The organism is Acinetobacter sp. IK40 (assembly GCF_035615075.1).
Taxonomy (GTDB): Bacteria; Pseudomonadota; Gammaproteobacteria; order Pseudomonadales; family Moraxellaceae; genus Acinetobacter; species Acinetobacter courvalinii.
Genome location: NZ_JANBOE010000001.1, coordinates 225,077 through 238,230, shown reverse-complemented (window position 1 = coordinate 238,230; position 13,154 = coordinate 225,077). Strand labels below are relative to the sequence as shown.

The 13,154-nt window shown below is 44.7% G+C and carries 11 protein-coding genes; 5 read left to right on the top strand and 6 right to left on the bottom strand.

The window, feature by feature from the left end; translation table 11 throughout:
- Window positions 1-42: 42 nt before the first annotated feature.
- Both MSG93_RS01130 and MSG93_RS01125 read right to left on the bottom strand, forming a co-directional pair.
- A complete protein-coding gene (locus tag MSG93_RS01130) occupies window positions 43-1,329 on the bottom strand; it encodes a D-arabinono-1,4-lactone oxidase (RefSeq protein ID WP_324619208.1) in 1,287 nt (428 codons plus the stop codon).
- A complete protein-coding gene (locus MSG93_RS01125; RefSeq protein WP_324619206.1) occupies window positions 1,326-3,074 on the bottom strand; it encodes a neutral/alkaline non-lysosomal ceramidase N-terminal domain-containing protein in 1,749 nt (582 codons plus the stop codon). The genes MSG93_RS01130 and MSG93_RS01125 overlap by 4 nt, the downstream gene beginning before the upstream one ends.
- Before the next feature lie 63 nt (window positions 3,075-3,137).
- Here MSG93_RS01125 and MSG93_RS01120 point away from each other — a divergent pair, with 63 nt between their 5' ends.
- On the top strand, window positions 3,138-4,235 hold the full coding sequence (locus MSG93_RS01120) for an AraC family transcriptional regulator (protein ID WP_324619204.1): 1,098 nt from the start codon (window positions 3,138-3,140) through the stop codon (window positions 4,233-4,235).
- A 297-nt stretch (window positions 4,236-4,532) separates the two neighbouring features.
- Here MSG93_RS01120 and tauD read toward each other — a convergent pair whose 3' ends face one another.
- Genes tauD through tauA form a run of 4 tightly spaced genes read right to left on the bottom strand, consistent with a single transcriptional unit; the run spans window position 4,533 to window position 8,111 of the window.
- Entirely contained in the window at window positions 4,533-5,378 is an 846-nt protein-coding gene (gene tauD, locus MSG93_RS01115) for a taurine dioxygenase (RefSeq protein ID WP_005229319.1), read from the bottom strand.
- A 16-nt stretch (window positions 5,379-5,394) separates the two neighbouring features.
- Complete coding sequence (tauC, locus tag MSG93_RS01110) at window positions 5,395-6,276, bottom strand: taurine ABC transporter permease TauC (protein ID WP_005284433.1); 882 nt, start codon at window positions 6,274-6,276, stop codon at window positions 5,395-5,397.
- A complete protein-coding gene (locus MSG93_RS01105) occupies window positions 6,273-7,064 on the bottom strand; it encodes a taurine ABC transporter ATP-binding protein (RefSeq protein WP_324619200.1) in 792 nt (263 codons plus the stop codon). The genes tauC and MSG93_RS01105 overlap by 4 nt, the downstream gene beginning before the upstream one ends.
- Window positions 7,065-7,073: 9 nt before the next feature.
- Complete coding sequence (tauA, locus tag MSG93_RS01100; protein ID WP_324619198.1) at window positions 7,074-8,111, bottom strand: taurine ABC transporter substrate-binding protein; 1,038 nt, start codon at window positions 8,109-8,111, stop codon at window positions 7,074-7,076.
- A gap of 407 nt (window positions 8,112-8,518) precedes the next feature.
- Between tauA and MSG93_RS01095 the strand changes: the two genes are divergently transcribed.
- The 4 genes from MSG93_RS01095 to MSG93_RS01080 all read left to right on the top strand — a co-directional run bounded on the left by MSG93_RS01095 (window position 8,519) and on the right by MSG93_RS01080 (window position 13,132).
- Complete coding sequence (locus tag MSG93_RS01095) at window positions 8,519-9,028, top strand: rhodanese-like domain-containing protein (protein ID WP_324619196.1); 510 nt, start codon at window positions 8,519-8,521, stop codon at window positions 9,026-9,028.
- A gap of 34 nt (window positions 9,029-9,062) precedes the next feature.
- Complete coding sequence (epsC, locus tag MSG93_RS01090; RefSeq protein ID WP_324620640.1) at window positions 9,063-10,019, top strand: serine O-acetyltransferase EpsC; 957 nt, start codon at window positions 9,063-9,065, stop codon at window positions 10,017-10,019.
- Between the two features lie 235 nt (window positions 10,020-10,254).
- Entirely contained in the window at window positions 10,255-11,187 is a 933-nt protein-coding gene (locus MSG93_RS01085) for a family 2A encapsulin nanocompartment shell protein (RefSeq protein ID WP_324619194.1), read from the top strand.
- Window positions 11,162-13,132, top strand: coding sequence for a family 2A encapsulin nanocompartment cargo protein cysteine desulfurase (locus MSG93_RS01080; protein WP_324619192.1), 1,971 nt, complete (start codon window positions 11,162-11,164; stop codon window positions 13,130-13,132). Before MSG93_RS01085 ends, MSG93_RS01080 begins: the two co-directional genes overlap by 26 nt.
- The last annotated feature ends 22 nt before the right edge of the window (window positions 13,133-13,154 follow it).

Below are 13,154 nucleotides of genomic sequence, written 5' to 3'. Positions count from 1 at the left end.
GATATAACGCTATTAAGCACTTTCAACTCATAAACATTCGATTTAACCTAAAAACAGCTTTTCCAGATAGGGGTTTAAAAACTTGGCTTCCGGATCAAGCTGCTGACGCAACGCCATAAAATCATCCCACTTTGGATATAAAGTCTGTAATTGAGTGGTTGTCATGGTATGCATTTTCCCCCAATGCGGACGACCCCGATATTTTTGCAAAATCGGCTCAACTACCTCAAAAATTAACTTCGGATCTTGTTTGTGGTATTGATGCACTGAAATTGAAATGGAATCTTGCTGATAAAACGGACTGAGCCAGATATCATCCCCTTTCACAAAGCGAAATTCGAGTGGAAAAAAGGTAGCCACTTTATATTTTCTTAAGGCATACAGTATTTCATCCAGACATTCAACTCCACGATCTACAGGAATCTGATATTCCATTTCATTGAACTTGGTATTACGCGGTGTCGGAAAAATTTTACTCGACCAATCCACATAGGTGGTCGGTTTAACAAAAATACCTAATAGCTTCTGTAAATACGGATTCAGTGCAGGAAAGCTTCTGGTTAACTCGGAACAAAGGGTCAGCAGCGTATCGTCAGACGGGAAATTTTCCTTACGCGGCAAAACCGCTTCATCGGTCTCATCCAAGGTTTTCAGCATCAACTGCTTTTCATGGGAAAACACAAAACATTCGATATGTCGATGCTGCTGCTTCCATTGCTGAATATGCTGCATCATGTCTTCGACCGGACACAGTTGAATATGCTCTTTGAGTTTATAGCGCGGGCGATTCTGCATGGTGATCTGAGTCAGGATACCCAAACTCCCCAAAGACACCCGTCCTGCGGCAAAGATTTCAGGATGCTCTGTTCGACTGCATTGCAGGATTTCACCAGAAGCCGTCAACAGCTCAAAAGCCTCCACATAGGCCGAAATACAATGTAAATCTGCTCCTGTCCCATGTGTGCCCGTAGAAACCGCCCCCGCAAGACTTTGCTGATCAATATCACCCTGATTCATCAAGGCCTGATTAATCGATTGCTGCTGGAGGTGCTGATCTAGATCATATAAACGCGTACCCGCATAAATACTGCTTTGGCATCGGGCATGATCTGTTGATGCAATGCCTGCAATCTGATCCAGAGACAATAAGGTGGCATCGGTACAGACCAAGGGTGTAAAGGAATGTCCTGCACCCACTACCCGTATTTTTTGTTGCTGAGCAACGATGCTCTGTAGTTCTTGAATATTAGCAGGCTGTAAAACCTGTTGCGGTTTGGATTGTTGAAAACCGGACCAGTTTGACCAGATGCCTTGTTTTAGATTACTCATACTGCCTCTCCCTGGCTAACGGCAGTTTTTAGGTTGCCATGATTGCTACGTTTTGCGAGTTCCTGTGCTGGAATCGGTTGTGGTCTTGTCATTTCATCGTAATGACGTTTGTTTTTTTCTAATCCTAATTGTTCTGCTAATGCTTTGAATTTGCTCTGACAGGCAGCCAGTGTCCATTGACCAAACAAGGTGTGTCCCCCTTCATAGGCTTGCACCTGGTACTCTTCATAGGTGGTGACATAGCCCATATAATCATTGCAGTAGGATGCTAACCAGACGCTTTCAATTGAAGCCTGTGCGGCAAGCGTCTGTTTAACCGTATCAACGACACGCTGTCCTGCGATGGTGGTAAATTCTCCTGGACAACAAATCAAAGCCAATTGACCTAATCGCACGATCTGTAATGGAACTACACTTGGAACTAAGGGACTGTGCTGAATCGCCCCAGCTTTCACTTGTCGATTCATTTCTGCTATCAACGGATCAAGAATACCGGGCGGAAAACCAATCGGTTGACCTAAAATCTTTTTGGCACCCGCTTCCAGTACAATCTGTTTCGGCCCTTGTGAGGCATATAGTTGCTGATACGCTACAAAATCAGCTGCATTGGAATGCCTGGTTTTCTGTTTGCGAAATTGATCGGCTAAAAATTGCATTCCCATAATTAAGGGTTTGGGTGCGCCTAAACCATCGACAGGTGTGCCTGCAAAAAATGCGGTGCCATGACAAGGCTGACTGGTCTTGGCATGCTTTTGCCCTGCTGCGAACACCTCTGGAATTTCAATATTACTCAGATCGACATAGGACAAAACAGCATCGATCTTGCTTTCGACTTTTTGCAAATTTTTAGGGATATTCTGCTGTAAGCCATTCAGAGCCAGTTCACTTTGATAACGACCATTTTGTTGCGCGTACTGATATTCCTGCTCACCTTTGATCTTTTTGCGAATCTTGAGTTGGTCTTTGCCATGAAAATGCGGTGATACATCCCCTGCAGTTGCCTGAGCAAAAATCGTCACTGGATTTTGAATCCCTTGCTCAGTTAAAGCCTGCTCGGAAAATGCGGCTGCATAACCTTTATTATCGCCATCATAGGCGTTTAAGGAATTCCCCAAACAGGTTGCATGAACTCCAAATAAGGAAATAAAGGACTGGAGCTTTTGTTCCCGATAGAAACCAATCAACTGCATTTCACGATTCAAGGCCAAATGCGTTTCAGCTTCGGTACGTGACTGAACTTCTGGATTACGATTATAGGCTTTGATTGAACGATTCCATGCCACAGCTGTCTGTTCCGAGAAATGCTGAGTCGCTAAAAAAATCTCGGTGTCTTGTTCAGACGCAATCGCATTTTGAATACTCTGTACAATTGCCTCAACAATCGCCTTTAAATGTTCAGGCACAAATCCAGGGGTCGGCATATTATACAAAGCTTCATAGCCACAACCGCCAGGCCCAGAATGGGTATGGGTGGCCATGAGAAGCAGTTGATTTTCATCAAATTTCGAATCTAGAATTTGTGTAAGTTGCGCTACAGTTTGGCTGCGTATGGCATGGGTAATACAGCCTAAATCCAGACAGCAGATCAACAGTCGGTTGTGCTGCTGATCGACAATACTGACACTTCTGGCAAATAAAGCTGTGCGCTGCTCATAGGCCCGATGTGACCATTGTCCATAACCAAACATGGCATAGCCTTTGGCTGTGATTTTGATTTTCTGCTTGTCCCAACCCACCTGATACATTACGACTTCCTTTTCAATTCTTTTTTTAACTGTCTTAAAGCATGTTGAAAGTTAATCAAAATTATGCGATACCCAACAGGGTTAAAGACACTTTTCTTTGGGGGGCTAAACGGACTTATGCCTATACACAGCAGCGATAAAAATGAGCAACAACAGTTTATTCTACCCACCATTCTGGCGAGCCTGATTCATTATGCAGAGCAACAGCAGTGGGATTATGCCGCATGGTTTCAAGATTCAGGTTTGGACATTGCTCAAATACAGGAAACCCAAGGGGTAGTTCGTTTTAGCCAACTCTGTGATGTTGTTCGTCAAGCCATTGCAGCCTATCAGCAACCCGACCTCGGTTTAAAACTTGGCAGTAGTGAAGGTCTGATTTCGATGGGAATTTTGGGCTTTGCCATGCAATCGTGTAAAACCGTGGCAGATGCTTTGGACATTGCGCTGCGCTACCATCGGATTTCTGGCAGTGTCTTGAATATTAACTTTTCCATCCACGATGATCTGTGTGAGCTGGAAGTCACTGAACCCTATCCCTGCAATGAACTGAAAGCCTTTTTCTATGATGAATTATTTAGCAGCATCATTACCTGTTTAAATGCAATGCTAGGCGATCATGAGGATGTCATCAGTCTTGAGCTCAGCTATTTCCCAAGCGACTATCAACAACAATATCACGATCTGTTTGGCTGCCCCATCCAGTTTAACCGTGATAAAAATGTCATGCGTTTTAGTCACCGCCTGTTGCAACGCAGCTTAAAAAATTACAGCCCCGCTAACTATGCAACTGCCATCCAGATCTGTGAACAGGCCCTAAAAGAAATCGACCGGCTCAATCAGGTTGGCTATGTGCATTTACTTGATCATTTGATTGAACAGCATTTACCTGAGCGTTTTGAGATGCAACACGCTGCTGAACATTTACGGATCAGCGAACGCCATTTAAGACGGCAATTATTAGCAGAGGGCTTGAGTTTTCAACAAATCCGGCAAAATGTACTGGAACGCAAGGCCAAGCAACTGATTGAACAGAACCTGTCAATGAGTGAGATTAGCCTGCAACTGGGTTTTAGCGAATTACGTGAATTCCGACGTGCCTTTAAACGCTGGACCGGACAAGCGCCTTCGGTTTACAAGCAGACCTGTGAAATCAGCCACTAAAGACCGTTATTTATTGAAGGATAGGCTTTAACGGAGTCGTGCCGTGCTCTCATCCAATTTAAGGATAAGCCTTCAGCTGGAGTTACTTTGGTTTCGCCCAAAGTAACCAAAAGCATCCTCATCCACAAAACCTGTCCACTTCTTGTAATCTTTTTAAATCTTTCGCAGAAACTATACTTTATAAAAACCACGCAGGTTGTGGATGAGATTACCGAGTATCAAATACAGGAAATAACCTCAGCCCCAAGAATAAAAAAGCTCAGGATTTTACCCAAGCTTTCTCATCTAAATCAAACCTTAACTCGCTGCCTGATAAAATGGTACATCACCGTTAATCGTGGCACGATGCATAATCCGATGCGCATCACCATAATCAAATAAAGCCTTATGCTGCGTACAACGATTATCCCAAATTGCCACATCGCCTGCCTGCCACTGCCAACGCAAATGGAACTGCTCATTGGTGGCATGCGCAAATAAATACTGTAGCAATTCAGCGCTTTCGGTTTCATCCAGTTCATTAATACGGGTAGTAAAACCTTCACTCACAAACAAAATCGGTTGACCCGTGACCGGATGCGTTCTCACCACAGGATGAACAACAGGAGGATTACGCTTAAAGGTTTCTTCCAGTTTTTGACGTTCAACATCATTATGCGCAAAACGTTCAATCGGGAAAGACTGACGGATGTCATGGGTTGCGGTTAAACCTTTTAACTTTTGCTGCAAGTCTTGATCCAAGGCAGCAAATGCCGCCGCGCCACTCGACCACAGGGTATCACCGCCTACAGGTGGAATCTTGATAGCTTGCAATACACAGCCCAATGGCGGTTTCTGGCTAAAAGTCACATCAGTGTGCCAGAGTTCATTGTCACGCAAATCCTGTTTCCAGCTATCGAGCACAATGATTTCAGGAACATTGTCTACCGATGGATAGATCGGATGAATATGCAAAGAACCAAAACCACGCGCCAGTTCAGCTTGTGCCTGAGGGGCAAGCTGCTGGTTGCGGAAGAAGATCACATGATGATCCAGCAAAGCCTGTTGAATTTGTTGTGTAGTATTTTCATCAGCCGTGTTTAAATCAACATCGTGAATAATGGCACCGATTGTTGGTTTAATAACTTCAATATTTAACGTCATCTTCTACTACTCACACTTATAACTGTTGGCCATACCAAGGAGATAATTGCTTCTGTAACCAACGCAAAAACAATTCAAAACTTACTGCGACAATCGCAATGACAATAATGCCGAGAACCACGGTATCGGTAATCAGGAATTGTGCCGCCGACTGCACCATAAAACCAATGCCCCGATCTGCTGCAACTAATTCCGAAGCCACCAAGGTTGACCAGCCTACACCCAAACCAATACGGACACCCGTTAAAATATGCGGTAATGCGGTCGGCAGAATCACATGCCAGAATACTTGCGACTGGCTCGCTCCCAAAGATAAAGCTGCACGCTCACGATTGAGCTGATGGCTCAGTACACCATGGGTACTGCTGATAATCACAGGCGCCAGGATCGAAAAGAAAATCAAAAGTACTTTGGTGGTTTCACCAATCCCGAACCAGATCACCAAGAGTGGCAAATAAGCCAAAGGTGGAATCGGACGCAATAACTCAACCAATGGATCAAGCACTGCACGCACCCATTTATTCAGTCCCATCCATAAACCTAAAGGCACCCCAATCGCAATTGCGGCAACCAAGGCCAATAAGACCCGAGAAATACTCGCGGCCAGATGCTGCCATAAGGTGGCTTTCATAAAGCCTTGCTGGCTGACTTCAAGGAACTTCTGCCATACCGCTTGTGGACTTGGTAAAAACAGGCTTGGAACAATTTTTAATGCCGTGATCAGATACCAGATCACCAATACACTCAGTACACTGGAAAGACTGAGGACCAAACTGCGATGACGAGCAACAAAAGCCCCAATTGAACTCAAGATTGAATCCGGCTGTGCATTGTTGGTCGCTTGCAGTTGTTCTGCCTTGCTCAGCTCATAAGCGGTGTTTTTTGCTTGACCCGTCATACAGCCACCTCATGTCCTGCCTGCTTCTGTACGCGTAAGCGTTCAAACAGTTGCTCACGTAACTGGATAAATTGTGGATCCGACTTAATCGCACGGATCGATTCACCCTGCTGATAACGATCTGCAAAATCCAGTTTTAAAGTCTCGACAATTTTTCCAGGACGAGCCGTCATCAACACCAGCTGATTGCTCAGCAAAAGCGCTTCCTCAATGTCATGTGTGATCAGGAAGAACGATTTATTTTGTTCAATCCATAAATCCAGTACCAACTGCTGCATGGTTTCACGGGTAAAGGCATCCAGCGCAGCAAAAGGCTCATCCAGCAAAATGAATGCCGCATGGCTGATCAAGGCACGTGCGATACCGACACGTTGTTTCATACCACCAGACAGTTCCCAGATATTGGCTTGTGCCACATGACTTAAACCCACAATTTTCAGGATTGCATCGACTTGCTGTTGAATTTCTTGCGCTTTCAAGCCTTTGAGCTGTAAAGCAAAACCGATATTTTCAGAGACATTTAACCAAGGTAACAGCGCATGATCCTGAAACACCACCGCACGACGTGCATCGGGTGCAGTCACCACTTCATGATCCAGTGTAATCTGGCCCGAACTTGGCTGTTGAAAGCCCGCCAAGATATTCAGCAATGTTGTTTTACCACAGCCAGACTCACCCAAAACCACAGTCAAGGTGCCTTCCTCAATCTTAAGATTGATATCTTGCAATACAGGCACGTTCTGTTTGGGAAAGGTTAAATGAAGATGCTCGGCAGCTAATATGCTCATTTCGATCTCCTATGGCTGTAAGAATTGGGTGGTGACATTCGCTTGATAATCAGGTTTGACTTGATCCACCTTGCCTTGGCTTTTTAGGAATGTTGCGGTATCGAAAATATTTTTGGCAAACTCACCCGCTAAAGTCGCGTGTTGTTGCTGGCTATTCAGATAAATATTGCCGGATAACAGTAAAGGAATATCTTTCACATCAGAGCCTGTCAGCTGAGCAATTTTCTGGATATGATCGGCATTTTGTTCAAATGCTTTCGGATCTTGCTGATACGCTTCAACTTGTTTCAAGCTGGTTTGCACAAAGGCTTTTAAGAATTCTGGATTTTTTTCAGCAAAATCTTTACGTACTACCCATAAATCATAAGTTGGTGCACCCCACTCGCCGACCTGTTTCGAATCGGTCAAGACATGCCCACTGGCTTTGACTTTGCTTAATGCAGGTTCCCAGACATAAGTGGCATCAATATCACCACGCTCCCAAGCAGCCGTGATTTCAGGTGGACGTAAATTAATGATCTTGACCTGGTTATCGGCAATATTCCAATGCTTGAGTGCTGACAACAAGCTGTAATGTGTGGTTGAAACAAACGGCACCGCAATGGTTTTGCCAATCAAGTCTTGCGGGTTTTTGATGCCGGATTTATTGCTGACCACGAGGGCTTCTGAACCACCTAATTTTGCTGTGACCAGAAAGACTTCAATCGGTAAATCACGGCTTGCTGCAGCGGCCAGTGGACTGGAACCGATATTGCCGATCACCACATCACCCGAAGCCAATGCATTGACCACATCTGAACCTGCATCAAACTTACGCCATTGAATGGCTTGCTTACTGTCACGTTCATAATCACCATTGGCCTGTGCAACCTTGGTTGGATCAACACCAGTCTGGTAGGCAATCACCACTGCCTTGTTTTTAGACTGAACAGGCGCAGCATCTTTTTGATTTTGATAGACAATAAAAGCAACAATCGCCACAAGGACGATCGCTGTAACAATTAGCGGCTTGGTGTTCTTGATGCCCATAATTAGATGATCTTTCAACAATATAGGCTTATGGTATGCGGCATGCCTTATGATTAAAAATAAGAAAAAGTGAGTTGCTTATTCCTTTATGAGATAAGAATAAGTCTTAGACAATTTATGCTGTTTTTATCATCAATAGCGATATTTTTCAGTGCTCTTGCATTTAATTTTCCAAACTCCCCTTTTTAAATATTAATGATGCAACTTAATGGAAAAGTAAAATATTTATTCCTGATAATTTCATCTTTAAATCTAATAAATGTATTTATTAAAAAAACCATTTTAAACCATATTCCGAATAAGTTAATAAATACCCATCATTTATCAAAAATAGATATATAAATAAATTTTGATTATTTTCCTGAATATAAAAACAGTCCTAAGATAAAAACATCATCCCGCTGATGTATATAAAGGTTATAACAATGAATGCTCAATTTGATTCTGCTCAAGCTGCAGAATCCAACTTCACTTCAGACGGTTCTTCAAACGACCCACAAGATATCCTGCAACGCGCACAACAATATGCAGAAGACAATGAGCTTGATTTTACCGGCAGTGTTCCGCCTGCTGAAGCATGGTTTCTGGTTCAACAAGGTCATGCCATTTTAGTGGATGTCCGCACCAATGAAGAACGTAAATTTGTCGGTTATGTGCCTGAAAGTGTCCATGTGGCATGGGCAACCGGTACCTCATTCAACCGAAATCCACGTTTCCTGAAAGAACTGGATAGCAAGGTCGGCAAAGATAAAACCATTCTCTTACTCTGCCGTAGTGGTAAACGCTCGGCTTTGGCAGCGACTGCGGCCTTTAGTGCTGGTTTTGCCCAAGTCTATAACGTGCTAGAAGGCTTTGAAGGCGATCTGAACGAACAGCAACAACGAAATCAAAGCAATGGCTGGCGTATTCATCAATTACCTTGGCTACAAGATTGATATGACCTTTGAAGCTTGATGTTTTTAACCCCTCATTTTGCAAGGAACTCTCGTGAGCCAATGGAAAATACAGCCGGTGGTCGAAGGCTTACAACAAGCACGACACGAATGGCGGGAACGGCAACACCGTATCAAGGAATTTGGTGGACGCGAACTTCCATCCAAAGAGGCGCTTAAATCAATACTGGATGATCTGTGCGGCATTCTATTTCCAATGCGGCTTGGACCCAGTGAGCTGCGTCAGGAAACAGAAGATTATTATATTGCCTATACACTTGACCGGGTTTTGAATGCCCTGTTTGCACAGGTCAAACTGGCTTTAAATTATGAAGCCAAAAGTCGGGTGAAGCAGGTTCCCATTTCGAATAACGACAGGCTGCTGTATGAACAGCAGGTCGCTTTGGCACAGACCATCGTACAGGACTTTGCCAACACCCTGCCGGACATCCGTCGTCTACTGGATGCTGATGTCTGTGCAGCCTATGAAGGCGATCCCGCAGCACATAGCGTTGATGAAGTCCTACTCTGCTATCCCGGGATTTTAGCGATTATTCATCATCGTGTCGCCCATCAGCTCTATCACAGTGTACCGCTGCTCTCACGAATTATTTCTGAACTGGCCCATTCAGCCACCGGGATTGATATTCATCCTGGAGCACAAATCGGGAAAGGCTTCTTTATCGATCATGGTACCGGCGTGGTGATTGGTGAAACCTCGGTGATTGGTGAATATGTCCGCATCTATCAGGCGGTCACGCTCGGCGCAAAACGCTTCGAAGTCAATGAAGATGGCGCACTGAAAAAAGATTATGCCCGTCATCCGGTTGTTGAAGACCACGTGGTGATTTATGCAGGTGCAACCATTTTAGGCTGCATCACTATTGGTAAAGGCTCCATTATTGGCGGCAATGTCTGGCTCACCCATAGCGTTGCAGCAGGCAGCCAGATTTTACAATCCCCCAGCGAGTCCTTGCATAACAGTAAAGTTTAATTAAATGAAGCAGATGGTTTTTAGATTAAACCGTCTATATTCGTATTTTATATTTATTTTTTATAAATATATTCTTATGAGTCATATAATCACAATCCAGCATTATTTATCTCATATTAATATTTTTAAAAATAATAAATCAGCTCTAGTCTAATTCAATAAATGATTAAACCACATTGTAATAAAACCAACCCTTTTTATTAACAAAGCCAAAAAACAACAGGAAAATTGATTCATGGCAAAAACCAACGACAAAGCCCAACTTGCACTTGGCGATCATGCAGCCAGACAGCTTGCTAACGCCACCAAGACTGTTCCACAACTTTCGACCATTACCCCGCGTTGGCTCACACATTTATTACAATGGATTCCTGTTGAAGCAGGTATTTATCGTGTTAACCGTGTCAGCAATACCGATGACATCCAAGTGGCATGTACGCAACGTGATGAAGCCACATTGCCGCAAACCTTTGTTGATTATGATGCGCAACCGCGTGAATATTTCTTAAATGGTGTGTCTACCGTTTTGGATATTCATACCCGAGTTGCCGATCTTTACAGCAGTCCGCACGATCAAATTAAAGAACAATTACGCTTAACCATTGAAACCATTAAAGAACGTCAGGAGAGCGAACTGATTAATAATCCTGAATATGGTTTATTGGCCAGCGTCGCAGATGAACAGCTTATCTCAACTTTAAATGGCCCGCCAACCCCAGATGACTTTGATGATTTACTGCGTAAAGTCTGGAAAGAACCCGGTTTCTTCCTGGCACATCCAGATGCGATTGCTGCATTCGGTCGTGAATGTACCCGTCGTGGCGTGCCACCACCAACCGTCAGTTTATTCGGTTCTCAGTTTATTACCTGGCGGGGTGTACCACTGATTCCATCCAACAAGATTCCAGTGGAAGATGGTAAAACCAAAATCCTGCTCCTCCGTGTAGGTGAAAAACGCCAAGGTGTAGTGGGCTTGTTCCAACCAGGCTTGGCAGGCGAGCAATCCCCTGGTCTTTCCGTACGCTTTATGGGTATCAACCGCAATGCAATTGCGTCTTATCTGATCTCACTGTACTGCTCATTGGCAGTATTGACCGAGGATGCGTTGGCTGTACTCGAAGATGTGGAGGTGGACAAATATCATGACTACCCAGTTAACTACAAGTAAGCTTTCGTCCACAGCTGCTGGGCAAGGTCATCCGACGGGTTCTGAAGTGGCCGGTGTTCAACCACCGTCCAACTTCCCGGATGAAGCAACACTTTCAAGGCTTGCCACTGAATTTTTTGCTGCATTGCCAAGCTCAGGTAGTGACCATCCTTCTGGTTTGAATCTGGACTTGCCCAATATCGGTACTCCACCCCATCAACCCCAACCTGCTGAACCTTTAGCAGCGTTAAGTGGTCGAGCGCCCAATATTGCCTATGAAAAAAGTTTGAATCCTGAATATCCTGAGCATATTCCAAACTATCCCGATTATCCTGAACGTCGTGCCATTGCCTCTGCGCCCGTGGTCGGTGGGGCAAATTTACCTCGCCCACCGATTGAACCAAATTTTCCACAGGCCATTCATAGCGCACCGAATGTGCCTTTGGTTGAACCGTCTCGTCCATCGGCAAGTGAAGCTTCACCATTTTATTTTTTAAATGATTTTGCAGCACCGAGCACATCCAGCTCTGAATTTGATGCTGCCAGTTTTGCGACCGCCCAATCATTTCAATTACCGCACGGCGATGCGCTAAAAAGCGTGTTACAGCAAGATTCTCAAGCTTCAACTCAAGCACAAAATAATGCATCTTCAGGCTTTTACTTCTTGGATCTGCCGCAACACAATCCGGGTTATGGCAATTATCAAGCTTCACAACCGCAGTTTGTTGCCAGTGCTGCTCAGCCCTTGGATATTCAGGCGATTCGTCGTGACTTTCCCATTCTGCAAGAACGCGTCAATGGTCGACCTCTGGTCTGGTTTGATAATGCAGCGACCACACAGAAACCACAAAGCGTGATTGATCGTATAGCTTATTTTTATCAGCACGAAAATTCCAATATTCATCGTGCTGCACATGAACTGGCAGCACGTGCAACTGATGCCTATGAACATGCGCGTAATGTGGTGGCCCGTTTTATTGGAGCAAAATCATCCAAGGAAATCATTTTTGTTCGTGGCACCACCGAAGGCATTAACCTGATTGCCAAGACCTGGGGGGAGCAGAATATTGCTGAAGGCGATGAGATCATCGTGTCGCATCTTGAGCATCACGCCAACATCGTACCGTGGTTCCAACTCACCAAAAAAGTCGGCGCCAAACTTCGTGTCATTCCAGTGGATGATACCGGTCAAATCATTCTGGAAGAACTACCAAAACTGATTAATGAACGGACCAAACTGATCTCGATTACCCAGGTGTCCAACGCCTTAGGTACGGTCACGCCTGTCGCCGAGGTGATCAAAATCGCGCATGCCAAAGGTGTACGGGTCTTGGTCGATGGGGCTCAATCGGTTTCGCATATGCCAACCGATGTTCAGGCCATTGACGCTGACTTCTTTGTATTCTCTGGACATAAAGTGTTTGGACCGACAGGCATTGGAGCTGTCTATGCCAAACCTGAAATCCTGGAAACCATGCCAGTGTGGGAAGGTGGCGGCAATATGATTCAGGATGTGAGCTTTGAACAAGTGGTTTATCAACCGGCTCCAAACAAGTTTGAAGCAGGCACGGGTAATATTGCCGATGCAGTCGGTTTAGGTGCTGCACTGGAATATGTGGAACGCCTCGGCATTCATAATATTGCCCGTTATGAACATGACTTGCTCGAATATGGTCAGCATGCATTAAGCAGCGTCGCAGGTTTGAGACCGATTGGCACGGCCAGAAACAAAGCCAGTGTCATGTCCTTTACCCTTGCAGGTTATTCAACCGAGCAAGTGGGTAAGGCATTGAATCAACATGGCATTGCAGTACGTTCAGGACACCATTGTGCTCAGCCGATCTTGCGTCGTTTTGGTGTGGAACAGACGGTGCGCCCATCTTTGGCGTTTTATAATACCACGGAAGAAATTGATTTGCTGGTGTCAGTCTTACATCAACTGAGCAGAAAAAAACGCAGTACTTAAACGCTCTGCAATAAAAAAGACT

What these genes read in the sequence shown, in the direction of transcription:
- MSG93_RS01125 (WP_324619206.1), bottom strand. Translation starts at nt 3,074, where the DNA reads ATGTATCAGGTGGGTTGGGACAAGCAGAAAATCAAAATCACAGCCAAA.
- MSG93_RS01130 (WP_324619208.1), bottom strand. Translation starts at nt 1,329, where the DNA reads ATGAGTAATCTAAAACAAGGCATCTGGTCAAACTGGTCCGGTTTTCAA.
- MSG93_RS01095 (WP_324619196.1), top strand. Translation starts at nt 8,519, where the DNA reads ATGAATGCTCAATTTGATTCTGCTCAAGCTGCAGAATCCAACTTCACT.
- tauC (WP_005284433.1), bottom strand. Translation starts at nt 6,276, where the DNA reads ATGACGGGTCAAGCAAAAAACACCGCTTATGAGCTGAGCAAGGCAGAA.
- MSG93_RS01080 (WP_324619192.1), top strand. Translation starts at nt 11,162, where the DNA reads ATGACTACCCAGTTAACTACAAGTAAGCTTTCGTCCACAGCTGCTGGG.
- MSG93_RS01105 (WP_324619200.1), bottom strand. Translation starts at nt 7,064, where the DNA reads ATGAGCATATTAGCTGCCGAGCATCTTCATTTAACCTTTCCCAAACAG.
- MSG93_RS01120 (WP_324619204.1), top strand. Translation starts at nt 3,138, where the DNA reads ATGCGATACCCAACAGGGTTAAAGACACTTTTCTTTGGGGGGCTAAAC.
- MSG93_RS01085 (WP_324619194.1), top strand. Translation starts at nt 10,255, where the DNA reads ATGGCAAAAACCAACGACAAAGCCCAACTTGCACTTGGCGATCATGCA.
- tauD (WP_005229319.1), bottom strand. Translation starts at nt 5,378, where the DNA reads ATGACGTTAAATATTGAAGTTATTAAACCAACAATCGGTGCCATTATT.